General features: G+C 46.6%; 28 protein-coding genes and 2 pseudogenes. 20 read left to right on the top strand and 10 right to left on the bottom strand.

Going from position 1 to position 26936, the window contains the following annotated elements; genetic code table 11:
- Positions 1–23: 23 nt before the first annotated feature.
- Complete coding sequence (locus tag RCO25_RS03930) at positions 24–1193, top strand: helix-turn-helix domain-containing protein (RefSeq protein ID WP_308994832.1); 1170 nt, start codon at positions 24–26, stop codon at positions 1191–1193.
- A 61-nt stretch (positions 1194–1254) separates the two neighbouring features.
- Here the strand turns inward: RCO25_RS03930 and RCO25_RS03925 are convergent, their stop codons facing one another.
- Complete coding sequence (locus RCO25_RS03925) at positions 1255–2160, bottom strand: RraA family protein (protein WP_308994831.1); 906 nt, start codon at positions 2158–2160, stop codon at positions 1255–1257.
- Between the two features lie 311 nt (positions 2161–2471).
- Between RCO25_RS03925 and RCO25_RS03920 the strand changes: the two genes are divergently transcribed.
- The 8 genes from RCO25_RS03920 to RCO25_RS03885 all read left to right on the top strand — a co-directional run bounded on the left by RCO25_RS03920 (position 2472) and on the right by RCO25_RS03885 (position 8871).
- Positions 2472–3353 carry a carbohydrate ABC transporter permease gene (locus RCO25_RS03920; protein WP_308994960.1) on the top strand — a complete coding sequence of 294 codons (882 nt, stop codon included), beginning with the start codon at positions 2472–2474 and terminating at the stop codon, positions 3351–3353.
- Positions 3350–4180 carry a carbohydrate ABC transporter permease gene (locus RCO25_RS03915; RefSeq protein WP_308994830.1) on the top strand — a complete coding sequence of 277 codons (831 nt, stop codon included), beginning with the start codon at positions 3350–3352 and terminating at the stop codon, positions 4178–4180. The genes RCO25_RS03920 and RCO25_RS03915 overlap by 4 nt, the downstream gene beginning before the upstream one ends.
- A 39-nt stretch (positions 4181–4219) precedes the next feature.
- A complete protein-coding gene (locus RCO25_RS03910; RefSeq protein WP_308994829.1) occupies positions 4220–5569 on the top strand; it encodes an ABC transporter substrate-binding protein in 1350 nt (449 codons plus the stop codon).
- A 22-nt stretch (positions 5570–5591) separates the two neighbouring features.
- Positions 5592–6590: a mannonate dehydratase gene (locus RCO25_RS03905; protein WP_308994828.1), complete on the top strand. Its 999-nt coding sequence runs from the start codon at positions 5592–5594 to the stop codon at positions 6588–6590.
- A 153-nt stretch (positions 6591–6743) separates the two neighbouring features.
- Entirely contained in the window at positions 6744–7220 is a 477-nt protein-coding gene (locus RCO25_RS03900; RefSeq protein ID WP_308994827.1) for a MarR family winged helix-turn-helix transcriptional regulator, read from the top strand.
- Between the two features lie 53 nt (positions 7221–7273).
- Positions 7274–8200, top strand: coding sequence for an ArsA family ATPase (locus RCO25_RS03895; RefSeq protein WP_308994826.1), 927 nt, complete (start codon positions 7274–7276; stop codon positions 8198–8200).
- A 23-nt stretch (positions 8201–8223) separates the two neighbouring features.
- Positions 8224–8469 (top strand): hypothetical protein, encoded by a 246-nt coding sequence (locus tag RCO25_RS03890; protein ID WP_308994825.1) that lies wholly within the window; start codon positions 8224–8226, stop codon positions 8467–8469.
- Positions 8470–8502: 33 nt separating this feature from the next.
- Positions 8503–8871: a DUF6463 family protein gene (locus RCO25_RS03885; protein ID WP_308994824.1), complete on the top strand. Its 369-nt coding sequence runs from the start codon at positions 8503–8505 to the stop codon at positions 8869–8871.
- Positions 8872–9000: 129 nt separating this feature from the next.
- On the opposite strand, the gene RCO25_RS03880 is transcribed toward RCO25_RS03885, so the two are convergent.
- From RCO25_RS03880 to RCO25_RS03870, 3 genes are read right to left on the bottom strand one after another with little or no spacing between them, the layout of a single operon-like run.
- A complete protein-coding gene (locus tag RCO25_RS03880; protein WP_308994823.1) occupies positions 9001–10389 on the bottom strand; it encodes a mandelate racemase/muconate lactonizing enzyme family protein in 1389 nt (462 codons plus the stop codon).
- 55 nt (positions 10390–10444) lie between these two features.
- A complete protein-coding gene (locus RCO25_RS03875; RefSeq protein ID WP_308994822.1) occupies positions 10445–11230 on the bottom strand; it encodes an SDR family NAD(P)-dependent oxidoreductase in 786 nt (261 codons plus the stop codon).
- Positions 11231–11251: 21 nt separating this feature from the next.
- Positions 11252–12031, bottom strand: a complete 780-nt coding sequence (locus tag RCO25_RS03870; RefSeq protein ID WP_308994821.1) for an SDR family NAD(P)-dependent oxidoreductase — start codon at positions 12029–12031, stop codon at positions 11252–11254.
- Between the two features lie 317 nt (positions 12032–12348).
- Between RCO25_RS03870 and RCO25_RS03865 the strand changes: the two genes are divergently transcribed.
- From RCO25_RS03865 to RCO25_RS03855, 3 genes are all read left to right on the top strand, one after another.
- The gene (locus RCO25_RS03865; protein WP_308994820.1) at positions 12349–13356 is read left to right on the top strand and encodes an SDR family oxidoreductase; all 1008 of its coding nucleotides are present in this window, start codon (positions 12349–12351) and stop codon (positions 13354–13356) included.
- Positions 13357–13647: 291 nt separating this feature from the next.
- Positions 13648–14730 (top strand): glucosaminidase domain-containing protein, encoded by a 1083-nt coding sequence (locus RCO25_RS03860; protein WP_308994819.1) that lies wholly within the window; start codon positions 13648–13650, stop codon positions 14728–14730.
- Between the two features lie 78 nt (positions 14731–14808).
- Entirely contained in the window at positions 14809–15336 is a 528-nt protein-coding gene (locus tag RCO25_RS03855) for a hypothetical protein (RefSeq protein WP_308994818.1), read from the top strand.
- A gap of 82 nt (positions 15337–15418) precedes the next feature.
- On the opposite strand, the gene RCO25_RS03850 is transcribed toward RCO25_RS03855, so the two are convergent.
- The 3 genes from RCO25_RS03850 to RCO25_RS03840 form a co-directional block, all read right to left on the bottom strand.
- On the bottom strand, positions 15419–15565 hold the full coding sequence (locus RCO25_RS03850) for a hypothetical protein (protein ID WP_308994817.1): 147 nt from the start codon (positions 15563–15565) through the stop codon (positions 15419–15421).
- Positions 15566–15739: 174 nt separating this feature from the next.
- A complete protein-coding gene (trhO, locus tag RCO25_RS03845; RefSeq protein ID WP_308994816.1) occupies positions 15740–16636 on the bottom strand; it encodes an oxygen-dependent tRNA uridine(34) hydroxylase TrhO in 897 nt (298 codons plus the stop codon).
- A gap of 159 nt (positions 16637–16795) precedes the next feature.
- Complete coding sequence (locus tag RCO25_RS03840) at positions 16796–17134, bottom strand: winged helix-turn-helix transcriptional regulator (protein ID WP_308994815.1); 339 nt, start codon at positions 17132–17134, stop codon at positions 16796–16798.
- A gap of 163 nt (positions 17135–17297) precedes the next feature.
- Between RCO25_RS03840 and RCO25_RS03835 the strand changes: the two are divergent.
- Positions 17298–17471 (top strand): annotated as a pseudogene (locus RCO25_RS03835) (oxidoreductase); the annotation flags it as partial.
- A gap of 10 nt (positions 17472–17481) precedes the next feature.
- Positions 17482–17646, top strand: coding sequence for a hypothetical protein (locus RCO25_RS03830; protein ID WP_308994814.1), 165 nt, complete (start codon positions 17482–17484; stop codon positions 17644–17646).
- Positions 17647–17821: 175 nt separating this feature from the next.
- Here the strand turns inward: RCO25_RS03830 and RCO25_RS03825 are convergent, their stop codons facing one another.
- Positions 17822–18703, bottom strand: a complete 882-nt coding sequence (locus tag RCO25_RS03825; protein ID WP_308994813.1) for a LysR family transcriptional regulator — start codon at positions 18701–18703, stop codon at positions 17822–17824.
- Between the two features lie 116 nt (positions 18704–18819).
- On the opposite strand from RCO25_RS03825, the gene aroC reads away from it, so the two are divergent.
- From aroC to RCO25_RS03810, 4 genes and pseudogenes are all read left to right on the top strand, one after another.
- Positions 18820–19875: a chorismate synthase gene (aroC, locus tag RCO25_RS03820; RefSeq protein ID WP_308994812.1), complete on the top strand. Its 1056-nt coding sequence runs from the start codon at positions 18820–18822 to the stop codon at positions 19873–19875.
- A gap of 108 nt (positions 19876–19983) precedes the next feature.
- On the top strand, positions 19984–20952 hold the full coding sequence (locus RCO25_RS03815) for a 2-hydroxyacid dehydrogenase (protein WP_308994811.1): 969 nt from the start codon (positions 19984–19986) through the stop codon (positions 20950–20952).
- 58 nt (positions 20953–21010) lie between these two features.
- Positions 21011–21193 (top strand): annotated as a pseudogene (locus RCO25_RS34760) (GNAT family N-acetyltransferase); the annotation flags it as partial.
- Between the two features lie 67 nt (positions 21194–21260).
- Positions 21261–21875, top strand: coding sequence for an NAD(P)-dependent oxidoreductase (locus tag RCO25_RS03810; protein WP_308994810.1), 615 nt, complete (start codon positions 21261–21263; stop codon positions 21873–21875).
- A gap of 79 nt (positions 21876–21954) precedes the next feature.
- On the opposite strand, the gene RCO25_RS03805 is transcribed toward RCO25_RS03810, so the two are convergent.
- Positions 21955–24006: a molybdopterin-containing oxidoreductase family protein gene (locus RCO25_RS03805; RefSeq protein ID WP_483874701.1), complete on the bottom strand. Its 2052-nt coding sequence runs from the start codon at positions 24004–24006 to the stop codon at positions 21955–21957.
- 362 nt (positions 24007–24368) lie between these two features.
- Here RCO25_RS03805 and RCO25_RS03800 point away from each other — a divergent pair, with 362 nt between their 5' ends.
- Positions 24369–25325: an EamA family transporter gene (locus tag RCO25_RS03800; RefSeq protein ID WP_308994808.1), complete on the top strand. Its 957-nt coding sequence runs from the start codon at positions 24369–24371 to the stop codon at positions 25323–25325.
- A 99-nt stretch (positions 25326–25424) separates the two neighbouring features.
- Complete coding sequence (locus RCO25_RS03795) at positions 25425–26321, top strand: NAD(P)/FAD-dependent oxidoreductase (protein WP_308994807.1); 897 nt, start codon at positions 25425–25427, stop codon at positions 26319–26321.
- On the opposite strand, the gene clpP is transcribed toward RCO25_RS03795, so the two are convergent.
- Complete coding sequence (gene clpP, locus RCO25_RS03790; RefSeq protein WP_308994806.1) at positions 26314–26898, bottom strand: ATP-dependent Clp endopeptidase proteolytic subunit ClpP; 585 nt, start codon at positions 26896–26898, stop codon at positions 26314–26316. The genes RCO25_RS03795 and clpP overlap by 8 nt on opposite strands.
- Positions 26899–26936 lie beyond the last annotated feature (38 nt).

The raw sequence follows: 26936 nt of genomic DNA, 5'->3' as shown, positions 1-26936 counted from the left end.
CCTTACAAAAGGGGTAGTGGAGTATGCTGAGCGAGGGATTATTATTTAAAGAAGATGTTATTCTTACATGGATGAGAGATCGTTTTTTGCGCAATTTGGTGTCAGATACCGGTGCTATGAAATCAGATTTAAAGGATAGCTTATCCCGTCTGCAATTGAATCCCTATTACACTTTTCCTGCTATGGCTTTGCTTGAGCCGACTGCTCATTTTGATGATGAGCATGAGAAGATATTGTACCTGGAGCGGTTGCGGGACTATATGCAGAAGAATATATCGGATGGCAGCGTTGTATTTGTGGATGAAGAGGGGAGGGTCGGCCTTCTCTTTTCCTGGGTGTCAAAGGAGCAGATTCAAACGATTCAGGTGATGTTAAGGGAGCAGTTCCAGCAGCCGATCAATATCGGGGTAGGAAAACCCTGCAGTCATCTCTATGATATCGTTCATTCCTACCGGCAAGCTTCGCGGGCGCTGCGGCATAAATTTTACCGAGGAACGGGCACGATCATTTATTACAGCGAGCTGGGGCGCTATGAATCGCTGCAGCAGTACCCTTCAGATAAAGAGAAGGCGCTGTATAACGCTTATAAAACGGCCGAAACGACGGAAGAAATTGAACAATGCGTACAGCTTTTTTATGGAGAGCTGCTGCATAAGGGACCGCTGGATACACAAATCGTTTACGATCTGACGGTTAGACTCTTGGTAGGTATCGAGAAAAGAGTGCTTGCGGAAACGGAGAATGTCATCGCCTATGAACGGTTCGATGTTATGTCGATCGTAAAGCTGGAAACGTTGGAGGAAATCAAGCACTATGTCATTCATTTCCTGATCGGATTAAAAGATGTGCTGTCTCACAGCCAGAAAGAGAGCCACCGCAGCATTATCAAAAAAACGATTCATCACATGGAGCAGGAATGCCAATACGCTTCTCTTCAAAGTGTTGCCCAGAAGGTATATATGACGCCAACCTACTTAAGCCTTTTATTCAAAACGAATACAGGCAAAACGTTTATTGAGCACTTGACCGATATTCGCATCGATAAAGCAAAGGATATGCTGAAAAGTACGCATTTCAAAAACTATGAGGTTGCTGAAAAGGTAGGTTATCAGGATCCGCGGTATTTTAGCCAAATTTTCAAGAAAAAAGTGGGGCTCTCGCCAAGCGAATACCGGGAATCAGTCGGAAAATAAAGAGGAAAAAGGACTCTTTCGGCGATCTTGCTGCCAACCGGAGTCCTTTTTGATTTTTCTTTTATAGGCGAACATCGCTCTGCGGGCCGTTCCGCTCCGCTTTTTGTGCATCCGCAAGCTCCGAATCCCATGTAAGATGACGATATTCGGCAGCCGCGGCATCATTTTCAAACCAGTTTAAGAAATCAGACCAGAGCGACACATCCCAGGTTGCGTCAATTTGTGCCGTCGAATAAACGCTGTCGCGAAGACGGACAAACCCGAACACATCGCGTACCTGTGATTTCTCTGCTTGCACTACCGTCAGCTCGGCCAAATGTGGCGGAATGAAGATAACGCCCGACGGCGTGCCAAGCACAACATCGCCAGGCATGCATATTGCTTTGCCGATCCGTGTCGGCACGTTCATGCCAACCATCGTAACGTCTGCGATAGCGGTCGGATCGCTGCCGCGATAGAAGACGTTGATATTATCAATTTCAACGATTTGCTGATTATCGCGAATGCCGCCCCAGATGACGGCTCCGCCGCGTTTGGTTCGTGTCGAGATCGCTGTCGACAAATTTCCGCCTACATAAGTGCCGAGATGAACTTTGTCGAACATGTCCACAACGGCTACGTCATCCTCAACCAATGCATCGATGACCCACTGATTGAAGAAGCCCTTGCGATCCTCTTGCTCATGTCCATGCTTGAGTAAGGTTTCATGCAGATCGGGCCGCTTAGGCACCATCACAGCTGTAACGGCACGGCCAACCATCACATTATTAGGGTGGACGATTTTGAAATCACCTTCAAATTGAAAGGCATAACCTCTGTTCCAGAGCGGTCCCCAGGCTTCCTCCAACGTAATTTTTCGCATGCGGCGAAGGACATCCTCGGATACCTTTGGGCGTCCATTAGGAAAACGTTCACCCTCCCAAAGCGGTGTAAGCTGAATCATATCTTCCGGATTATCAAATTTCATAATGAGCACCTCTCTCGCAATAGTATGATGAAGGCTGGTGTGGCTTGCTTCCTAATTCTATTGTTAGGGACATTCAAGTTTTTGTCGATGCGACTTTCTTAAGGCATTTTTCGCTAATCTATGAATTTTTCACACTATATAAAAACAAACGAATTCATAAATTCCTCCCCTTCAACCATGTAACCGCTTTCGTATAAAGTTAGAGAACATTATCCATGAAAGGGGAGGAGATGATCGGAGTGAAAACGGAGAGAGCTATTCAAACGGAACGAGTAACCAGACTTGCAAAGCCAAAGCGCAAAGAAAAGGGGATGCATCATTTAGCAGGATACGTTTTTATCTCCCCATGGCTGATTGGCTTCTTGCTGCTGACACTGTGGCCAATTGCACAATCGTTTTATTTGTCCTTCACTGAATATTCTTTGCTGGAGGATCCCGTCTGGACGGGAACGGACAACTATTCGAAAATATTCACGAGTGATGCCACCTTTACGAAATCGCTCAGCGTCACCTTTATGTTCGTACTGTTCTCTGTTCCGCTTAAGTTGTTTTTCTCGCTAATGGTTGCGTTGGCCCTTAACAAAAATATTAGAGGCATGAATATTTACCGGACTGCGATTTATTTTCCGTCCTTAATCGGCGGGAGCATAGCGGTAGCTGCGCTGTGGCGCAATATGTTCGGTATCGACGGCTATATCAATCAAGTGCTGGCTTGGTTCGGAATCGAAGGAGTCGGTTGGATTTCCAACCCGGATACTTCGCTCGGGACATTGATTTTGCTTAACACATGGCAGTTTGGATCGACGATGGTTATTTTTCTAGCCGGCTTAAAGCAGGTGCCGCAAGAGCTGTATGAATCGGCATCCGTCGACGGGGCGGGCAAGGTGAGAAAATTCATCAGCATCACGCTGCCAATGCTGTCGCCGGTCATGTTTTTCAACCTCGTGCTCGGCATCATCGGTTCCTTCCAGACGTTCACATCCGCTTTCATCATCACAAAGGGCGGACCGATCAACTCTACTTATATGTATGCGATGTTTCTTTACGAGAAGGCGTTCAAGCATTACCAGATGGGGTACGCTTCGGCACTGGCATGGGTATTGCTTACGATTGTCGCACTCCTTACGATCATTAACTTCATGGCATCAAAATATTGGGTCTTTTACGAATCGGATGGGGGGAAAACGAAATGAATTCGCTGCGCTCTAAGCTGTCGAGCCATTTATATTTAACCCTTTTCTCCTTTCTGATGCTGTATCCCGTTATTTGGTGGGCAGGGGCCTCGCTTAAGAAAACGGAGGAGCTTAGCCTGCCGACGCTTTGGCCGTCGACTCCGATGTGGAGCAACTACTGGGATGGCTGGCATTTCTCAGCCGAATATACTTTTGCTCATTTCTTTGGCAATACGCTGCTCATGGAGCTTGGAAATGTGCTTGGAGGGGTTGCTACGGCAGCGATTGTCGCCTATGGCTTCGGAAGATTGAACTTTAAGCTTCGCGGCTTCTGGTTCTCGATTCTTCTGCTTACCATGATGCTGCCGGGACAAGTAACGGTCGTTCCCCAGTACATTTTGTTCAATAAGCTTGGGTTTGTGGATAGTTACGTTCCTCTGGTGCTCCCGCATTTTTTCGGGGGAGGCGCGTTCTTTATCTTCTTGCTCGTGCAATTCATCCGCGGCATTCCGAAGGATCTCGATGAAGCCGCAACGATTGACGGCGCAAGCGTGTATGGCATATTTTGGCGCGTAATACTGCCTTTGCTGAAGCCTGCGCTAGTTACCGTGGCCATCTTCACATTCATTTGGAGCTGGGATGATTTCTTCGCTCAAGTACTGTACTTAAGCTCGGTCGATAAGTTTACCGTCGGCTTGGCGCTGCGGATGTTCATCGATCAATTTGACATCCAATGGGGACAGCTCCTTGCGATGTCCCTGGTATCGATCTTTCCTTCGGTAATCATCTTTTTCCTTGCCCAGAAGCATTTTGTCGAAGGAATCGCGACGACCGGCTTAAAAGGTTAACGGCAACTCATTTTAACCAGATAAAGGGGATGTATGGGAATGGTCAAAGGTTGGTCAAAGAGCTTTGGGTTATTGATGCTGGTTCTGATCATGGTATTATCAGCTTGCAGCGGCGGAGGCGGAGGCGGCAACAATAACGGAAAGCAGACGAACGAAGGTACGAAGGAAACGGATGCACCGGATAATAAAGGGGATGCCGGCGGGGCGACTACATTAAGCATTATGTGGTGGGGGCCCGATGCGCGTCATGAGGCAACGAAAAAAGCACTGGATATTTATTCGAAACAAAATGCAAACGTAACGTTTAAACCGGAATTCATGGCATGGGATGCCTTCTGGCAAAAGCTGCCGACGCTTGCTGCATCCAAGTCCATTACGGATGTCTTGCAAATGGATGCCGCTTACATCCAAGAATACGTGTCGCGCGGTCAGCTGGAGGATCTCTCCGATATTGATCTTAGCGGCATTGTCGATCCGAACGTAATCTCGAATTTACAAATCGACGGTAAACTTTACGGCATTCCGCTTAGCCAAAATGCGCAAGGGATCGCATTTAATAAAACCGAGCTTGAGCAATACGGCATTGCTCTCCCGCATAAGGATTGGACCTACGATGAGTTTTTCCAGTGGGCGAGAGATGCGAGAGCGAAGCTTCCGGAAGGGAAATATCCAATCGGGGATACGACGACATGGGATAGCTTCAACTACTACCAAACTTCGATGGGCAAACCGGCGGTTATGTCCGATGGCGGCAAAACGTTCACACTCGACAAGGATTTATTTATGACCTTCTACCAAACGTACGAGGAATTCCGCAAAGCCAAAATCGTTCCGCCAGCGGAGAAAGCAGCCGCATTCCTCGAAAACGACCCGCAGGCCGATCCGATGGCATCCGGCGTCGTTATGACCCGCGGAGCGACAACGGGCTCCGTCAGCGCTTTAGAGCAGCTTATGCCTGGTAAAGTTGGCGTGGTGAACCTGCCAGTCGGTCCATCCGGCGGCGGCTGGGCGCAATCCACGATTTTCTTAAGCGTGAGCGCGAACTCCAAAAACAAGGACGAAGCGAAAAAATTCGTCAAGTGGTTCATTTCGGATAAAGAAGCCGGTCAAGCGCTTGGCTTAACGCGCGGTATTCCGATTAATCCGGATGTTTACAAGGAGCTTGAGCCTACGCTTGAAGCCAAGGATAAGCTTGGCAAGGAAATCTATGATCTCTCGCTTGACAAGGCATTGCCTTTCTATCCGCCGGCTGCAGGATTCTCGGAATGGGTGGATACGTACAAGAAGGAAATGGAAGCCGTTACGTTCGGGCAACAATCCATTGAGGATGCGTTCAATAAGATTGATAAGATGGGCAAAGAACTGGCAGCCAAAGCAGGCGGCCAATAATAATGAAAGAGGTGCTTGAAGCATGCAATTAGCAGAATTTTTCTCATCACAGCCTAACCGTCTCTGGCAATTGGCAAAGCAGCTTGGCGTAGACCATGCGGTCGGAGGTTTGCCTTGGGAGGAGAAACTGGAAAAACCATGGGATCTCATGCCTTTGATACGAATGAAACAGAGGTATGCCGATTCCGGCCTTGCGCTTACCGTCATTGAATCGATGCCGCCAAGCAACGAGATCAAGCTCGGAACAGCCGGACGCGACGCGGAGATTGAAGTGTTCCAGCAATTTATAGCCAATATGGGAGCAGCAGGCATACCTGTTCTCTGTTACAACTTTATGGCGCAGTTTAATTGGTTTCGGACATCGACAACGACGCGTACTCGCGGCGGAGCTCTAGTTTCCAGCTACGATCATAGTTTAATGAAGGATGCGCCTTTGACGGATGCAGGTCTTGTGAGCGAGGAGCAGCTGTGGGAAAACCTCCATTATTTTATGGAGCGTATCGTACCCGTAGCGGAGAAAGCGAAGGTGAAGCTTGCGCTTCACCCCGATGATCCTCCGATCACACCGATCCGAGGTGTATCTCGAATATTAACCAGCAGCGCTGCACTCCAGCGGGCGATTGATTTAGTTCCTAGCGATTATAATGGAATTACGTTATGCCAAGGCACTTTAGCTACGGCAGGGGATGATATACCGAGCGTCATCCGCCAGTTTGCCAAGCAGGACAAATTGTTCTTCGTTCATTTCCGGGATGTAAAAGGAACGCCGGAAAAGTTCGAAGAAACCTTCCATGATGATGGCAAAACGAATATGCTGGAGGCCATGCATACTTATTACGAGGTTGGATTTAACGGTCCGGCTAGACCGGATCATGTGCCAACCATGGAAGGCGAGGATAACACCAATCCTGGTTATGAGCTGCTCGGCCGATTATACGGCATCGGTTATATACGCGGCCTGATGGAAGCGGCAAGCGCCGCAAAAGCAGCAGCAGGTGCTGTGGAGAGTATTAGCGTATAAGCAGCAGCTCAGCAGTGAATAGCATCTTCTATCCACTCTTTTAGTGGAATAGAAGATGCTTTTTTTTTACTCCGAGAGGCCATTGACTTTAATACGATATCGTAATAATATAAAACCATAATACTTCACTTTCGTACTAAAAGGAGCTTTTTTATGCAGCAGCTGTACGACATTCTTCTCAAAACAGGATTACGTCCATTTTCTTTTATTACTGAAACGGCCACGCTTGAACGAAATTTGAATCGCTCTGAACTGACTACGCTGCTTATCTTATCGTTTCGCAGTGAACTAGCGATGTCGGAGCTGTCCGCTGAGCTGGGTGCGCCGCTTAGTTCGATGACGAGTATCGCCAAGCGTTTGGAGAAAAAAGGCTATATCGAGCGTTTCAGTTCCATGAAGGATCAACGTATTACTTTAGTCCGCATGACAGAAGAAGGAAAAAAAGTAGCCGCGGAAGCGCGTAAATTCATGGACGTGAATATTCACCGGGTGGAGCAAGCTTTAACGCCTGAGGAGATGGAGCAGTTTTTATCGCTTGTGTTTAAGATTATGAAAGCATTTAAAAATAACGAAACACAGGGAAAAGATGTTAAAGAAAGCAGCGTCAAACGTATACGTATCGATGACTAAGCTTTTTTTTGTTTAATTAATACGAAATCGTACTAAAAGAGAGGGCGTGTGAAATGAGAATTATCATTTATACAGGAAAAGGCGGCGTCGGTAAGACGAGTATAGCAGCGGCTACAGCCGTGAAGATGGCTAAACAGGGCAAACGCATACTCATATTGAGTACAGATGCTGCGCATAGTTTGGCAGATGCCTTTGGGGTAGCGCTAGGTCCGGATCCTGTTCAAATATCGGAGTTTTTGTGGGGGCAGGAAGTAAACAGCTTGCGTGAATGTGAACGTAATTGGGGAGTGGTGCAGGCCTGGTTGGCTAAGCTTATGGATAAAGCCAATCTAAAGGATATTACGACAGATGAAATGATTGTTTTTCCAGGTATGGAAGAGCTGTTTAGCTTATTGCAAATTAAACGACATGCCCAAAGCGATCAATTTGACGCAATCATTGTTGATTGCGCGCCAACTGGCGAAACGCTGCGTCTGCTTAGTTATCCGAATGTACTTGAATGGTGGATGGAGAAAAATACGGATGCGATTATTGTAAATCGGATTTTGCCAGAAGAAGCATCAGAAGGGTTTTGGTCGCATTGGCATCAGCTTCACCGCCGCTACGAAGAAGAAATAACTGAAAATTTTAGTCCGCTGCCGATTTTGCGTGTACCGCTAATGACATCTGAAGTTTGTGGATTAGAGATGCTGGACCAGGTTGGGGAGCTTTTATTTAAAGAAAACGATCCGATGCAAATCATGTATGAAGGCCGATCAGAAGAAATCCGCAAAGTCGACGACGGTTATCAACTCTATGTGGACATTCCGTTTGTGGATAAGCAGGCGATTGACCTGACGCAGAAGGGAGAAGAATTAACACTGCATGTCGGTTCTTACAAACGCAAGGTTATTTTACCGAGAGCTTTGATGGGGTCTACGGTTGAAGGCGCTAAATTTTCCGATGGAAAGCTTTCTGTTCGTTTTGCGAGCAATAAGTAAGAAAAGCAAAGGGGGAGGCAGCGTTGAGCGATATCAATAAGTTTGCCGAAAGGCTGTTCAAGATGAGTGATACTATGTCGCGGTTCGATGAACAGATGAAAAAACATGGGGCACGCCAGCATTTGCTTGCTTCGTGCAAAGAGGCTTTACTCGGCGCTCAGGCCATTATCGAAAGTGCAGTCGAAGTAATTGAAGAAACGGAAAAAACGGAAAAAACGGCTACATCCGGGCAAGGGCAAGAAATACGCAAAGTAAAGATTAGTGACTAAGCAAGCTCTAATACATTTATGGAGGAGTGCTATATGATCACAGGGCTAAAAAGACAAAGCGGATTATTGCTGGGATTGACTGGTTATTTACATATTATTGTGGGGTTTATTGTATTCTGGAATCCATTAAAAGAGATTGTGAACGCAGGCATTTTTAATGCGGTGGGGCAGGATTATCCAAGAGCAGCGGCGATCTGGTTTCTATTCAGCGGTCTTTTCATGGTTTTCTTGGCATTAGTTATCGGGTGGGTGGTTAAGACGAAGGGACTTGAGCTGCCTAGCTCAGCCGGTTGGTGTTTCCTAGCCATCTGTGTGATCGGTGTGATTCTAATGCCGGTATCCGGCTTTTGGCTTGGAATCCCGCAAGCTTACCTCATTCTCAAAAAAAATAAGAGGAGCTAACGAGAAACGTTAGAACGTTAGTTTTAAAAAAACGGCAGTCAAGGACTCATTATCGCGTCCAAGGCTGCCGTACGTATTTTTAATCATTTAGTCTCATCCATAAATTTCACATGCTGAAGGGGGAGATAGCTAGCTCCACAGCCGGTCGTTGGAGTGGTAGTGGTTCCAGTTGTCGGTGGACTCCCACAGCCCCGGAATTTTCGGATGCAGATGTTGAGCAAGCACCTCATCGTTCAAATCATCGATGCCAAGCCCTGGCGCGTCGCTCATATGAATAAAGCCATTCTGAACGAGCTTCTTCGGAAGCTTGCTACTGATAATGATATCATCCCACCAAGGCACCTCGCAGGAATGATATTCTAGCGCAAGGAAGTTCTCGGTTGCGGCAGCGACATGGGCTGCAGCGAGGCATGCAATCGGGCTTTCCGCCATATGGATGGCCATGGCAACGCCGTATTCCTGTGCCATATCGCCAATTTTCTTCGTTTCCAATATTCCGCCCGTCGTTAGTACGTCAGGATGAATAACGGATACGCCTCCGGCTTGCAGAAGCGGACGGAAATTTTCCTTCAAATAGATATCCTCGCCGGTGCAAATCGGAGTGGCAACGGCGCGGGCAAGCTTAGCGTATTGATCGGTGTATTGCCAAGGAAGCATATCCTCCATCCAAGCCAAATTGAACTTATCGACGCGGCGCCCCAGCTTAATGCAATCCTCGAGTCCAATATGGCCGAAATGGTCAACCGCAAGCGGGACTTCGTAGCCGATAACCGCACGTACGTCAGCGACATACTGCTCAAGCATATCCAGTCCTTTTTCTGTTACATGAATCGCAGTGAAAGGATGGGGGATGTTGTGAATATCGTAATGCTGGTTGCGAATATCGCGAATTTCATCTTCCGTCAGCGTATCGTGATTATTGCTGTAGCGTTTTTTTGAAGCATTGCGCATTTCATCGATAAAGCCGACCGGCGCGCTTAACGTGCCAGGCTCATTAATAATTTGACCGATGCCTAAATCCATTTTCAAGAAGGAGAAGCCTTGCTCCATACGTTTCTTCAGCGCTAACCCCATTGCCGTCCCCGTATCCTTACCCACAACCTCCGTATCGCAATACATCCGGATTTTCTCGCGGAATTTCCCGCCGAGCATCTGATAAACGGGAATTCCGTAAGCCTTGCCTGCCAAATCCCACATTGCGATTTCGAGACCGCTGACACCGCCGCCTTGACGGGCATGGCCGCCAAATTGTTTGATGCGGCGGAAGATTTTATCGATGTTGCAAGGATTTTCGCCTAACAAACGTCCTTTTAGGATTTGCGCGTACACTTTATCGGCTCCATCACGCACCTCGCCGAAGCCCACTAAGCCTTGATTGGTATACACTTTAATCAAGCTGCTGTGAAACGGCCCGCCGACAATATCGGTAAAGCGTATATCGGTAATGCGCAGCGAAGCAGGGCTTGAGAAGGTGCTGACATGGGCAAGTGTTTCTTCATAGGACTGGTTATTGGACACGAAAGGTCACTCCTTAGTTTAAATAGATTGGGTGGAACGATGACATCGAAGGGCTCTAAAGCAGCATGCTGCCGCCATCAAGCCTGATCGCTGCCCCGGTCATGAATTCACTTTCATCCGAAGCGATGAAGCAAACAAGCTGCGCAACGTCCAGCGGTCTTCCGACACGTCCAAGCGGAAATTTATCTCGGATGGACCGAGCTGTTTTTTTGTGTTTCTCCACATCTTCAGCGGACATAATCGGCTTGGATTCTCTGGCGCTTTGCTTCCCGACATCCACTGCGCCGGGCTCAATCGTATTGACGGTAATTCCGTATTGCGCAAGCTCGATGGCGCTTTCCCGGCCAAGCATGCGTATGCCGCCTTTCGTCATGGAATATACGACGTCGAAATCGGTAGGACGTTTGCTATGAACGGAGGACATATTAATTATTCGGCCGGACTGCTTCTGCTTCATGTAGGGGATGACTGCCTGAATACATTGCCAATAGCCCTTTAAGTTAATGTTCATTAGTCGATCGAACGAAGCTTCATCATGTTCAAAAAATCCATAATTCAGTTGAAGAGCAGCATTATTGACTAAAATATCAATGCCGCCGAAGTGCTCTGCAACGCTTTTGACCAATCGCTCGATTTCCTGTTTATGTGCGACATTGGCTTGTACAAGGAAAGCATTTCCACCTTTCTCATCAATGCATTGCTTCGTGTGCAGCGCGCCGGCATCGCTTTGGTTATAGTGAATGGCAACCGATACGCCGCGCCTGGCAAGCTCGATGGCCACCCCTTTGCCGATTCCCGTTCCGGCACCGGTAACTATAGCGATTTTGCCTGCAATACTCATGCTACACCTCCAAACCGGCGGTTATGGTCGTTTCATTTTAAAGTTCATATAGTGAAGCAGAAAACCGCCATCGAGTCTTATATCAGAGCCGTTGATATATTTCGACTCGTCTGACGAGAGGAATAGAACAAGCTCAGCCAGGTCTTCATTTACGCCTAATGCTGCATTGGGAACATTATATTCGTAGTCATGATACAGCGTTGAGATCGTACTTTCGAAAAGCTGGTCATCACCCTCGATCGGGCCTAGCTCTATGGTGTTAACACTTATTCCGTACCGTCCTAATTCGAGCGAAGCTTCTTTGGACAGCATTTTTACCGCGCCTTTCGCAATGCTGTAGGTGAAGGCGGAGCCCGTCGGTTTCTCGGCATGAATAGAAGAGACGTAGATGATTTTTCCGGACTGCTTCTCTTTCATTTGCTTTCCGGCAGCTTGCGTGCAAATAAATGCGGATTTAGCATTCACGGCTAGGCTTTGAACGAATAATTCTTCCTCGCCAGCTTCAATCGTACATTTAAAAACCGCCTTATTATTGTGTATGAGTACGTCTACCGTGCCTAATTGCAGAGCAGCGAATTGCAGCATATCTGCAACCTCGGCACTTTTGCAAAGGTCGATATTGACGACGATCGCTTGAGAGCCCGCTTCTTGGACAAGCATTAACTCATCAGCGAGGTCAGTGCCGCCCGAGTAACTATTTAGAATAAACTTTGCACCGCTTGCCGCCAATCGGCGTAATATCGCACGGCCGCTGGCGCTGTCCGAATCCGTAATAAAGACTACTTTTTTTTGCAAATGCATAGATCCCCTCCATCAATGCAGACGTAAAAAGATTAATTGGTCTTGTAGCTTTATCTTAGAGAGTTTGCCCCTCATATGGCGATGCCGTAAAGTTATGATTTTGTTTGTTTTTTTGCAAAACATGGCGTTCGAGATTCACCAAGCGGTCCGCAATAAACAACCGTTTGTATTTATTAGGGAAACGGGTGCAACAACCCATCGCAATAGTGTTGATTCAGGCATTATAGCATTTTGAAATATAAAAATATTTGTGCATATGATACTATTAATGGGCGATTGCTATCTTCCATTCTGAATGACAAAGGGAGCGATTAACGATGAAGGTATTGTTTATTGGAGGAACAGGTTTAATCAGTGAAGCAGTGTCCAAGCTTGCCATTTCACGAGGGATTGAGCTGTATCTGTTTAATAGAGGAAACCGGGAAGGATTCGTACCTGAGGGCGCACATGTCATTAAAGGGGATATCCGAAATCCTCAGGATGCTGCGGCAGCGCTCGAAAACGAACAATTTGACGTGGTGGTCGATTGGATTGCTTTTACACCTGAGCATGTCAGCGTTGACATCGAGTTATTCCGCGGCAAAACGAAGCAATATATTTTTATAAGCTCCGCTTCGGCTTATCAGAAGCCGCCCAAGCATTATATCATTACGGAGGATGCGACACCGCTCGAAAATAAATATTGGCAGTATTCCCGCGATAAAATTGCTTGCGAGCAGCTGCTGCTTGATGAACAAGCGGCTACGGGATTTCCTGTCACCATCGTCAGGCCATCCTTTACATATGGTGATACGATGATTCCTGCAGCTTTGAATAGCTGGCAGCACCCATGGTCGCTTATCGCGAGAATTCGTGCCGGTTGTCCTGTCATCGTGCATGGTGACGGCTCGTCACTTTGGACAATGACGCATAATACCGATTTTGCCAAAGGCTTCGTCGGCTTGTTAGGCAAAGAGGAAGCGATTGGACAGGCGTACCATATTACCTCTGATGAGGTGTTAACCTGGAATCAAATTTATGAAGCGATCGGTGCGGCTGCAGGCGCAGAGCCGAAGCTTGTACATATTTCCACGCCTTTTCTAATCTCCCATGATCCAGAGCTTGAAGGCGGCTTGCTTGGCGACAAGTCCGTGACAAGCGTGTTCGATAACAGCAAAATTAAAAGCTTAGTGCCTGACTTTGACGCTGCTTTATCGTTTGCGGAAGGAATCAAGCGTACGGTTGCCTGGTTTGAAGCTCATCCTGAACGTTGTACCGAAGATGAAGCATGGAATGAACAAATGGACCGCATCATCGAGGCCCATGAGACAGGCTTTAAAAAATAAGTCTGAAATCGACTAAAAATAGCTTATTAAGGCTCTTATTCTCTAGGGAATAAGAGCTTTTTTATGCTTTTTTTTATACTCTAAAACGAGTTTTTGAGCATTAAAGCGTTTTTAAATTTTTTCTCATAATTGCGTTTTGGAAGAAAAGAAGGATAAAAACTCGTCTTTTGATGGAAACAGCGACATATACTCATCACAGACCGTCCACTTTAACCCGATACCTGCTTATTCTCGTTATCTAACTTATATCGTAACAGGTATACTTCATTAACTTAAGGGAGAGGTATAATCATGCGAAAAAAGTTGAATCAGCATTTATTTGTTTACCTGCTTGTTTTATCTTTAGTCATTACATTAGGCATGAACGTCCAACCTTTAAATAACGACCCGCAAGTTCATAAAGACACCGCTTCACAAAAGTCGGAAGAACAAGCTTCTACCGGGATTATCCTTACGACGCAAGTACAAGAGCCTGTTTCATCTCCAGCCATAACGGCGATTCCCTCACCGATCCCTACGCTTGCCGAAGCTGCGGCGACTAAGGTCGAACAGCCTTCAACCATCCTTCCCGAATCCGAAATCCCCCTAGAAGAAGAACCAGCCATTAAAGAAATACCCTTGAATACATATGAGGTTACCGCCTATTACTTAAACGTTCGTAAAGCACCAAGCGTAAAAGCGGCGATCATAAAAGTAGTAAAACAGGGAACCCGATTAGAAATTGCTTCAAAAACAGAAAACGGCTGGCTCGAAGTGCAGGGCGGAGGTTACGTACATGGCGGATATGCAAAAAAAGTAAAAAATGAGGTATCGGTATTATCTTTCTCGAATACAAGCAACCGACAACCAACAATTGAAATTAATGATCGCCGCGCTGATATCGCGCAGCAATCCGAAGTTATAGAGGAGAAGATCGAAGAGATCATAGAGGAAGAGCTTAGCGCTCCGACATCTATAGTGAAATCCGATTCGGGTCTGACAGAAGCGCACATCGCCAAAATATTCGAAGGCACAGCGTTATCCGGGCATGATTTGGAACAAGCTATCCTCGAAATCGAGCAGGATTACGGCATTAATGCTTATTTTACAATCGCCGTCATGAAGCTTGAGAGCGGGAACGGCAAAAGCCGATTAGCCAAAAGCAAAAATAATTTGTTTGGTTTGAATGCGATAGACGGGGATAAGTTCAATAAGGCATTCAGCTTCAAAACGAAAGGAGACAGTGTGAGGAAGTTCGGGCAGCTTCTTTCCAAACATTACGTCGGCAAAGGGCTCACCACGATAGAAAAGGTTGCCCGAAAATATTGCCCCGCCAATTCAAAATGGTCCAGTTTAGTGAAAAATATAATGAAAAGAGACTATAATAAGCTCTAACATGGCATTTTCGCTTCAAATATGTTATTTTCAACTCCTAAGCAGCTGAAGATAACGATGTATAGGAGAGTGCCATAGATGAGTGAAACCGTTCAAAAGATGCCTTTCGGCTATGAGCCGCCTGTGGATGAGCTTAAAGGCACGATCGTTTATTATGATTCCTTCGAGCATACAACGGAACGGGAGCTTGATTTAGCCGCTTATATTACGAAGGAGCGTTCCTTTCGCAAGCTGGTGCTGTATCCTTTGCATGAGCAGAGCATGAAGCGCATGTCCAAGGAGGAGGTAAGTCCCTTCTATAAACGTGAAGATCGCCTTCATGAGTGGAAGCGGGACCGCGGAGAAGAGAATGTGATTGTTGAACGGCTTGAAATCAAACGCAAAAAATATACGCCGATCGATTCTGCGTTAAGGCATTTAAGTGAAACCTATCCTAAACCGTTGTTTTTGCTTCTGACAGGAGAGATGGCTAATCTGTTCGCATCCTTTTCCTCCTTTGAAGAATGGATTGTGAAAATCAGATTATTGCTTACCGAGGAGCCGGCTAGATTGCATCCGAGACTCGTTCAATACAAACATCGGTGGGAATCGATTATTCAAAAATAATTGTTTATGAGTTTATTTGAAAAAGAGCTGTCCGTGAGATAATTCACGGACAGCTCTTTTTATGATGCCAACCTGATTCGTGCTAGCCCGTTGAAGGACTGTTTGGAATATGTCCTTTTTGATTGCGGTTCTCGTTCGTTGAAGCAGCTAAATTGTTTTCTGCTTCTTTCGAGTTAGTTACAAAAGCCTCATTTTTGCTCTGAATCGACTGGTTTTTGTGCTTAGCCATCGTATAACCTCCATTAGCTGAATTGCCTAGTTCACTAAGGCATGCTTAGGTTATCCATGTTCCACTGAATTAATTTAGTTTTTTTGCTGCTTGGATAGGATCCGCATATAAAGGAAAAATAAAAAAGAGATCGAGCTTCATCCCTGAAGCTCGGCCTCTGTATTTGTGTATCGCTTATTTTGCACTAACTACATGCTCTTCGCAAGCGGTGGAGCAGTAACCATACTTGGTCTCTTGGCAGTCCGTGCAAACGATATGCTGCAGATGGCAGGAATCGTCCGCGCAGTTGATATAGGTATCTGCCGGTTCATTGCAGTGATGGCATTTGCCAACGACAACGGCTTCATCGGTTTGATTAATGATCACGGATGTCCGCTCATCGAAAACATAACATTTTCCATCGAACAGCTTACCTTGTACTTCTTCGTCCTTACCGTAGGTAACAATTCCGCCCTCCAGCTGATAAACGTCGCTGAAGCCCTCGCTGAGCATAACGCCCGTAAGCTTCTCACAGCGAATGCCTCCTGTGCAATAGGTAAGAATAGGCTTGTCTTTGAAATCAGCCATATTCTCGCGAAGCCACTCTGGAAATTCCTTGAACGTCTCGAGATCAGGCCGGATTGCGTTGCGGAAATGACCCAAATCGTATTCATAATCACTGCGTCCATCAAGAACAATGACATCTTCTCTTAGCAGATAATCATGGAACTCTTTTGGAGAGAGGCGAGTCCCGCTTAGCGTGTTCGGATCTAAGGGCTTATCGTAACGCAGTGTAACGAGCTCTTTCTTATAACGGACAAAGATTTTTTTGAAGGCATGCTCATCGGCCTCATCGATTTTGAAGACGATATCGGAAAATAGCGGGTTTGCTCGCAAATGCTCCATATATTGCTCGGTTTGCTCAACCGTGCCAGAGAGTGTCCCATTTATGCCCTCATCGGCAATCAGGATGCGCCCCTTCACATTTAGTTCCTTACAATATGCAAGATGCTCGGCCGCAAACTGCTCCGCATCGGGTACAGCTACAAATTTATAATACAATAAAATTCGATAGGGTTTAATATCGCTCATCGTAGTCTTTCCTTTCCGGTAAACAAATAAAAGCATACTAAATTATAGTTGAACTTGCTCATAATATCAACTGGAAACCTATCGGATGATGTTACACATGGTAATAGGTTCCTGAGAGTATAGCAGTAACCGTTTATATTTCAGCGTATGATGATTGGTCTACAAGGTAAGACCAAACCGCTTAAGCTCAATGAAAATCGGTTCAAGCCGTTTTCCTTTTTCAGTTATGGTGTATTCAACTCTTGGAGGGACCTCAGGAAATACCGTCCGGCTTACAATCCCTTGATCCTCAAGCTCTTTGAGGCGGATCGACAGGGTCTTCGGGCTAATGCCGTCCATTGCCTTTAATAATTCGCTGAAACGCAGCGTTTTCTCAATCAGCAAGTCGCGAACAATGAGAAAGGTCCATTTTGTACCAATAATATCGAGTGCCTTTCCAATTACACAGGGTACACCAGGTATTCCACGTTCCAAAACCATTGGTTCTCGCTCTTTCATTTCATCACCTCTGTCTTTTTATAGCGGATAAATCCCATTGTAATACAAAAGTAACTTTAGGGAAACTATGTGATAAAAAGATCACTACTTTATTTTCTACATTAACTGTGGTTACAATAGAACTGTGGAAAACAAATATAGAAATAAATTGGGAGAGTGCCAAATGACCGTTAAACATTTAAGTACACCATACACGTTCAAAAACCTTGAATTTAAAAACAGAATCGTCATGGCACCCATGTGCCAATATTCGGTAACGGCTAAAGAAGGAACGCCAAACGACTGGCATTATGTTCATTATGTATCGCGTGCTGTTGGCGGCGCTGGTCTCATAATACGCAGTCGGGATGCTTGAAAACCCTCAATTAGCGGAAACGACTATCGCAAGCGAAGACGCCGATTTGGTTGCCGTGGCCCGTGGAATGCTGAGCGATCCCTATTGGGCGCTTCATGCTATACAAGCCGTAAAGGGTGAGGCAACACCTCCAAAGCAATATGAGCGAGCATACTAATTCCATTTCTAGCTAAACATACAAAGACATGCAAAGACATGCAAAGAGCCTTTCTGGTTACAGAAAGGCTCTTTGTCAATATATAAGAATTTATAAGTTTTCACTTATAAATGTGCTTATATATCTCCGCGAAACGATAGCTTTTGCCACTGAGGACGGCGACAGCCGTTTACGCTTATGATTGGAGAAGTTCAATAAACCGCTTTGCAATGATGGATTGGGTGGTATCTCGCCGAGTAGCATAGCCCACGGAACGTGCCGGAATCTGTTCATTCAGCATTAATTGGAATAATTTCTTTTCATGCAGCTCCTGCCGGATGAAGGCTTGCGTCACGAATGCCGCTCCATAGCCGTGCATAGCAAGTTCAACAAGCATATCCATGCTGCTAAGCTCCATGTCCGCATCCGCCTTGAGGCCTTGCGATGAAAACCAATGCTCGACAAACAATCTTGTGCTGCTTCCTTCGGAGAGCAGCAGCAGAGGAATCTGGGTTAATTGATCGGGGGATATCGTATTCTCAGACAAATGACGATAGGCGGGTCCAACGACAAAGCAGTCCTGTATCTCGGTTAGATGCTGTACGGACAGTTCATGATCCATAAACGGTAAATGAACTAATCCGATATCGATTTGATCAGCCTTCAGCCTCGCGCGTATATCAGATGTTTTCCCTTGCGATAGCCGTATTCGCACGTCGGGATATTCAGCATGGAAAATGTCAAGCAGCGGCAGGAGCAGATGCTTAATGATTGGACCGCTTGCTCCGATTCGAAGCTCGCCCGCTGACAGATTTTTGAGCGCTTGTAATTTGGTTTCTCCGAGCTGCAGAATCGTAAACGATTTCTCTACGTACTCGAGCACGGCAGCCCCCTCAGGCGTCAGTTTAACACCTTTTGAGAGACGGTCAAACAGCTTAACCTCAAGCTGGGCTTCCAATTGCTTTATGGCATAGCTGACGGAAGGCTGCGTGATATGAAGTTCTTGTGCTGCTTTCGTCAAATTGCCGAGCTTGGCAGTATGTAAAAATATGCGATACCAATCCATATTCAATAACATGATATAACCTCTCTCTATATCAAGGTGTATATATTTGAATTTCATTTATTTCACATACAAAATTATAATGGACATATAACGAATGCGTCAAAGCATTCAATCGGGAGGAACGAGTCATGGCAGGAAATACGTACGGCGAAAGCTTCAAAATAACCACCTTCGGTGAATCTCACGGTGAAGCGGTAGGCGTTATCGTGGATGGCGTAACCCCAGGCGTTGAGCTGGATGAACGTTACATCCAAACACAGATGGACCGTCGCAAGCCCGGTCAATCCTCGGTTACTTCACCGCGTAAGGAGTATGACGTCATCAGCATTCTCTCCGGTATGTTCGGAGGGAAAACAACGGGAACGCCGCTGTTTATTATGCTGCACAATAAAGATATGAGGCCTGATGCTTATAGCGATATTCAATATTCTTTCCGCCCAGGGCATGCCGATTACACTTATTTGCAAAAATACGGCATACGTGATCACCGCGGAAGCGGGCGCGCATCCGGCAGGGAAACGGCAGGCCGTGTCGCTGGCGGGGCGGTTGCGCGCAAGCTGCTTGAGAACAAAGGGATAAGTGTTGTAGCGTATACGAAGGAAATCGGCGGAATAAAATGCGAAACGTTTGTCGAGGATGCGATTGAACAAAATGCCGTTCGGGCTTGCGACCCGGAAGCAGCTGTTCGAATGATTGAGAAAATCGAGCAATTAGCTGCCATTGGAGACAGCTGCGGAGGAATTGTAGAATGCCGCATTAGAGGGGTTCATCCCGGAATCGGCGAGCCTGTATTTGACAAGCTCGATGCGGAGCTTGCGAAGGCGATGCTATCGATCGGCGCCGTTAAAGGAATCGAATTCGGAGCAGGCTTTGCAGCGGCGGAGATGCTCGGAAGCGAACATAACGATGAAATGAGCACAGATGGTTTTCTCAGTAACCATGCAGGTGGAATCATTGGCGGTATAAGCACAGGCGAAGAAATTGTATTTCGTATAGCCGTGAAACCAACTTCGTCCATCTCATTGCCGCAGCATACGATCGATATTCATGGACAAGAAAAAATGATCGAGACCATCGGAAGACATGATCCATGTATATGTCCTCGCATCATTCCTGTCGTGGAAGCGATGGCGTGTATTGTTGTGGAGGATTTAATAAAGCGTCAAGCCGCAATGCATACTTAAAATCTAAGCCAACAAGCATTTTGCTGCTTTAATATTGGTAAAATCTGTCCCCCCATTTCTCCTATTGTGCTATGCTTAGATCTGACAAAGGCCGAGAGGAGAATGTTCATGAAACCAATTGTATTTATTGATCGCACCGTTCCAAGTGAGGTGGAAACACGGATAGCCGAACATTGCGTAGTCGACAAATGGGAAGGGGCATCCCCGATTCCTCGTGAGCTTCTGCTGGAGAAGCTTGCAAATGCAAATGGCTTGCTAACGGCAGGATCTAAAGTAGACGCTGAACTATTAACGCATGCTCCTCACCTAAAAGCGGTAAGCAGCATTAGTGTGGGCTACAATCATTTTGACCTGGATGCAATGAAGCAGCGGGGTGTAATCGGCACGCACACTCCTCATGTTTTGAACAATACCGTAGCCGATCTAGCCTTTGCACTTATATTAGGTACAGCAAGGCGAGTGGCTGAGCTGGACCGCTATGTGAAGGAAGGTAAGTGGAAATCAGGCGTTGGCAGCAGCTTGTTCGGACAAGATGTGCATCATGCCAAGCTGGGCATTATTGGCATGGGGAGAATTGGAGAAGCCGTTGCACGCCGAGCAAGGTTCGGGTTCGAAATGGAAGTTTCCTATTTCAATCGAAGTCGAAAGCCTGAAGCGGAGTCGCTCCTTGGCGTGCGTTACCAGGAACTAAACGAGCTGCTAAAAGATTCTGATTTTGTTGTGATGCTCGCGCCTTTAACGCCGGAAACGACCAGGCTTATCGGACGCGATCAATTTCAACTCATGAAACCATCCTCGATTTTCATAAATATATCGCGCGGTCAGACCGTAGACGAGGAAGCCTTAGTCGAAGTGCTTCAATCGGGAGCGATATCAGCGGCTGGTCTAGATGTTTTCGATAATGAGCCTATACCTGCCGACCATCCTTTTTTAAAAATGGATAATGTACTGACACTGCCGCATATCGGATCAGCTACAACGGCAACGCGTTTTGATATGGCAATGCTTGCAGCGCAAAACCTGGTGAATGCATTAACCGGACAATCCCCGGCCAATATCGTGGCTGAGCTGCAGTAATTTTAAGGGATCGATTAAACTTCTTTATGAGGGTATAGAATATCTCTATTAGCCGCGCGCTGCGGCCGTCACGCTCGCAACTGCCGAGAAGCATCCGTGGCTGCTGCCTATGTATGAACGTAGAGGCTACGAAAGACTTCATGTCTTCGATTTCGAAAACGGGGATGGCCCGATGCATCTTTTACGAAAAATCGTAAATCCTTCTCTGTATCAAAGCCTCCTGCTTGAACAGGCCAAATAAGACGCCTAATCGGAAGGGCCCTTCGTTTGCGTAAGGGCTCTTCTTGCTATCATCTAGAAAATGGGGAATGATTAAAATCAAACTGCTGCTGATCGGACCAACAGGTAAGACAGGTCAATTTATCGAACGTTACTTGGAAGAAAAACAGGTTGGATTCAAACGATTTGTTCGCTCGGAGGAGCAAATGCGGCCTGGAAGCTATTTGGGTGATGTACGTATTCAACAGGATGTAAGCGATGCTATGGCTGGGGTAACCGGCGTGATAAGTGCATTGAACACGGAGGGAAACGGCACTCTTGAAAGCGGAGTGAACAACATCATCGCCGCGATGAAGCAGTACCAAATCAGGAGACTTGTTACGATCGGTACGGCGGGTATCCTGCAAAGCGAGCTGGAGCCGCATTTATTAAGATATCAATCCATTGAAAATAAACGGATTCACCACGTGGCGGCTCAAGAACATGAACGGGTGTATGAACAGCTTCTTGAAACGGAGCTGGACTGGACAATCATATGTCCGACGAAGCTTGTTCAAGAAGATAAAAAAGGGGAATACCGTGTTCGCGAGAATGTATTGCCAACCGGCGGCACAGCCATTTCTTTTGCCGATACAGCCGAATTTGCGGTGACAGCATATTTGAATGGTTTACATATCCGGGAGCGGGTAGGCATTGCCTATTAATTGGCGGAGAATGAAAAAACAACCCGGAATCCACTGCAAAAGCGGATTCCGGGTTGTTTTCGCATATTATTACACCACACTAATCCAATTTCAGTACCTCCACGCGATTAGAGAAAAAGGTAGCGCCGCCGCCCATGTCCGCGAGACGCTGCGGCGTTAGCGCATTAACCGCTTGGTGTCCCTTGCGCTGATCATCCCACCATAAGCCTTGCGTGACCAAAACGCCAGGCAGCACGTCGCGGCTAACGCGCAGCGTTATTTCTACTTCGCCGCGGTCATTGCGAACCTTTACGCGCTCTCCGTCCTGAAAGCCCAGTAGCGCGGCATCGTCGAGCTGCATATGAAGCAGCGGCTCTTTCTCCAGCTTTTGCAGGCGTTCTTGATTGGCAAAGGTCGAATTAATAAAGCTATGATTCGGTCCAGTCATGAGCAAAAAAGGATAATTTTCCGGTTCCTTCAAAGGCGTATGGACCGGAACGGGGGAGAAGCCGTGCTGCAGCATTTTCTCCGAATAGAGCTCGATTTTGCCAGAGGCGGTGGGAATCATTGTCGTGAACGATGGGAGCTCATTGCCGCCGGCTTTCATCCACGATTTTTCCTTTAGCGCCTCGAAAGTGATTCCTTTCAATAGAGGGTTGTTTTCGCTATCCAGTGCTTCACGAATCATTTGTTCCTCGGATATATCAAAAATCTCACTTTCAAAACCTAACCGCAGTGCCAGCTCCCTAAATAAAGTAAAGTTAGATTTACATTCACCCATCGTCTCCATGATCGGTTCGTGTAGCTGCAAATACAGATGCCAATAAGAGGTATAGAGATCTAAGTTTTCAAAATGCGAGGTAGCCGGGAGTACGATATCCGAATACTTGCATGTATCAGTTAGAAACAAATCATGGGTGACTGTAAAGAGATCATTTCGTAAGAGGCCCTCGCGGACGCGGTTTTGATCAGGCGCTACGACTGCCGGATTGCTGTTATAAACAAACAGCATCTTTACTGGATTAGCTGTAGCGAGAAGGGCGTCTCCAAGCTGGTTCATGCTAACCGTGCGAACATTAGGATCAGGCATGAGGTCTGGACGCTCGATTTTTCTAGCATTAAGTCTCGAATACCATCCGTTTCCTTTCATTGCGCCTCCTCCGCGAATCCCCCATTGGCCCGTAAGTGCAGGCAAGCATGCGATAGTTCTAACGGTCATCCCGCCATTGTCATGATGCTGCAGGCCATTACCGATACGGATAAAAGAAGGGGAAGTCGTCCCGTATAAACGGCCAAGTTCCTCGACCTCAGCAGCAGGCACACCTGTAATGTTTTCTACATACTCAGGCGTATATCGGACTGCTTCCGCAGTAAGGTCATCGAAGCCTAGCGCATGCTGCTCTAAAAATGACTGATCTGCGAGTCCGTCGCGAATGATCACATGCATCATACCGAGAGCAAGCGCCGCATCCGTTCCAGGCCGCAGATGGATGAACCGATCTGCCCACGCCGAGGTGCGGTTGCGGTGAACATCAATATGGATGATTTCGGCTCCGTTTTTTCTTGCCTCTGCGGCCAGCATCGTTTGGTGCATATTGGTGGAAACTAAGTTGCAGCCCCATATGAGGAACAGCTTCGTATGAACGGTATCTTCGGGATCAATGCCCATAGATGCGCCCATTGTATAGGCATAACCGGCAGCACCGGCTGCATTGCAAATTGTGCGGTCAAGCTGACTCGCGCCAAGTCGGTGAAAGAAACGGCGATCCATGCCTTCAGCATTGAGAACGCCCATATTTCCATAAAAGCTGTACGGTAAAATCGCTTGCGCGCCTTGTTCTGAAATGATGTTTTTCATACCCGTAGTGATTTCCTCGTAGGCTTCTTCCCAGGTTATGCGCTCAAAATCAAGCGTGCCCTTAGGACCTTTACGGCGCATGGGATAGAGAAATCTATCCGGGTGATATACGCGTTCATTCAAATGCCTCACCTTATTGCAAATCGCTCCGCGCGTGACCGGATGCGCGGCATCGCCCGTAATTTTAGTTATTTTACCATCTGCTATAGTGACGCTGAGTCCGCAGGTATCCGGGCAATCAAAGGGGCAAACAGAACGAACCGTTCCATTTAAGATTGTTGTGCTCATCCTCATTTTCACTCCATCCAGTAGCCAAAATCTGTTTCCCTATCATATCATAATCCATTCTTGCTACGACATAGGTTACTAAAGCAGTTTATGCTTAATTAGGACGCATTTCATTTTCCAGCTAAAAGTCTATTGACAGTACCTAACTTGTCATGTAACATTCAAGTTGCTGAAGAAGCTGCTTACAACAAAATAATTCGTATAACCTCACGGCTTTTAAGCATAATCAGGGTGAGGGTTTCTACGGGAAGCCTAACTTCCTATCTACGAGTATGCGATCATTTTTGAAATGATCTTATATTCGTCGTTAGGATTTTTTTGTGTTTAAGCAGCTTTTTATTGCGAATTAGAAAGGGGATTATATAAAAATGAAATATATACTTTCGGTATTTTTAGGTGCAGCGAGCTACGGCATTTTGTCTACCATTGTCGTTTTGGCCTATGGCAGCGGCTATGATTTGGGCGAGGTTGTCGGAAGTCAACTGCTAACGGGCTTCGTTCTGGCTTGGGGGCTTTCTTTTGTGATGAAATGGCGTGAGAAGCGCAGTAAAGGAGCAACTGCTGCTGGGCACAAGAAGCCTCACACCGGATCGGTAAGTCTTACCTGGAAACAGCGCCTGATGCTGATGGCCGCAGGCGCGCCAACGGCGATTACAGGCTTGATGTATTATCAATCCTTGCGCTATATCCCTGCATCGTTAGCCATCATTCTGTTGTTCCAATTTACTTGGATCGGCGTATTGATACAATCGTTTAGCCAGCGAAAACGTCCAAACGGCATCATGTTTTTTACGATTGCGATTCTCTTTGGCGGGACCATGCTTGCTGCTGGAATCATTGAACAGGGGACAGGGAAATTTAATTTGACGGGCGTTGTTTTAGGACTCCTATCCGCCGTAAGCTATTCGCTGTTTATTTTGTTTAGCGGAAAAGCCGTCCCATCCGTACATCCTGCATACCGGAGCGCTTGGATGATCACGGGCGGCCTGGTTCTCGTATTTATCTTATTCCCGCCAACCTTTTTGTTTAATGGACAAATTTGGGGAGATTTAATGCTGTATGGCTTCTTGCTTGGTATGTTTGGCGCGTTTATTCCGCCTGTATTATTCGCTGTAGGGGTTCCGCATATCGGAGAAGGAATGGCCGGCATTCTTGGCGCTTCGGAGCTGCCAGTCGCTGTGCTTCTTTCTTCCTTTGTACTGAATGAGCATGTAAGTGCCTTGCAATGGATAGGCGTCATTATTGTTTTGATTGGCATTGCTCTGCCAGAGCTGATTAAACGGAGGAAAATAGGTTTAAGAAATGAAACAAGCATGTCCGCATAAGCATTTGTTTCCAATCATGAATAATGGGAATCCCGATCATAGATAATATAAAATCATACCCTCTGAATTCGGCGGGCCATATTGGCAAGGAGGAATCCGATGATTTATGACTGTGTGATTGTTGGCGGAGGTATTGCAGGCTTGCAGGCCGCCATACAATTAGGACGATATCGTCATCATGTTGCCGTTATTGATGCGGGTGATGGAAGATCCAGCATCTGTAAGAACTATCATAATATAATCGGCTTCCCTCATGGGATTAGCGGTGCCGAGCTGCTCGCTTCAGGTAAATCCTTAGCAGAGCAGCTCGGCACCGCGTTTGTAAAGGCAAAAGTCGTCCGAGCTGAACGCTCCGGGGATGTATGGAAATTAACAACATCCGATAAACAGTGCTTTCAAGGAAAAAGGCTTCTTCTCGCGACAGGGGTCAAGGATCGAATTCCGGGCTTCCCCATGCTTATTCCATGCATGGGGATTAGTGTTTTTGTATGTCCGGATTGCGATGGTTATGAGGTGTCAGGTAAGCCGACCCTTGTGCTCGGTTCAGGAAATGCAGGCGCACGAATGGCGCTAACGCTGACCCATTGGACAACGGAGCTCATTTATGTGAATCATGAACAGACGAGAATTGACGACACGCTCCGCGTTCAATTGGAGGAAAAGGGAATCCCTTGTATCGTGAAGTCCATTCGCGAGGTTATGCTTGAAGAAGAGCAATTCAAAGGCATCGTATTGGACGATGGTTCGATGATCTATCGCTCCCATTGCTTCGTCGCTTTCGGAGGCAATGAAGTGCGTTCAAGCCTTGCCCGGCAGCTGGGCGTAGAGCTCATGGAAAACAATCATATCCACGTGGACCCGCGTACAAAACAAACCAACGTTAAGCATGTATGGGCTGCAGGTGATGTGACCGGACATTCCGAAATGGCAACGATAGCAATGGGAGACGGCAGCCAAGCCGCCATTTGGATTCATAAAAGCTTAATCACTACATAGAAGTGATGATCTTATCAATGATTCCGTATTCCAAAGCCTCCTCCGATGACATATAATAATCCCGGTCCATATCCTTTTCAATTTTTTCTAAAGGCTGGCCTGTTCTTTCCGCGCTAATCTGGTTCAATTTAGCTCGGATTTTCAAGATACGGGAAGCACTAATCGCAATATCGCTGGCTTGTCCTTGAACGCCGCCGTGCGGTTGATGAATCATGATTTCGCTGTTTGGGAGTGCGGTGCGATGGCCTTTTTCTCCCGCAAGCAGCAGGATCGCCGCAAAGGATGCGGCAAAACCGGTACAGATCGTATGCACAGGCGGCTTCACGAATTGCATGGTGTCCAGAATTGCAAAGCCCGCTGAAGTGGAACCTCCTGGGCTATTGATGTACATCGATATTTCTTTTTCTGGGTCTTCGGCCGCCAGAAACAATAGCTGTGCAATAATACTGTTTGCTACGGTATCGTCAATTGCGGAGCCGAGAAATACAATGCGATCCCGCAGCAGTCTAGAATAAATATCGTATGATCTTTCACCACGGCTTGATTGTTCGACGACATAAGGTACATAGCTGCTCATTTTTATCTGCCTCCTGAATGATGTTTTTGGCTTTCACT

Origin of the sequence: Paenibacillus sp. LHD-38 (assembly GCF_031157315.1) — a bacterium.
Lineage (GTDB): Bacteria > Bacillota > Bacilli > Paenibacillales > Paenibacillaceae > Pristimantibacillus.
This window is presented reverse-complemented; position numbering and strand designations above follow the sequence as displayed.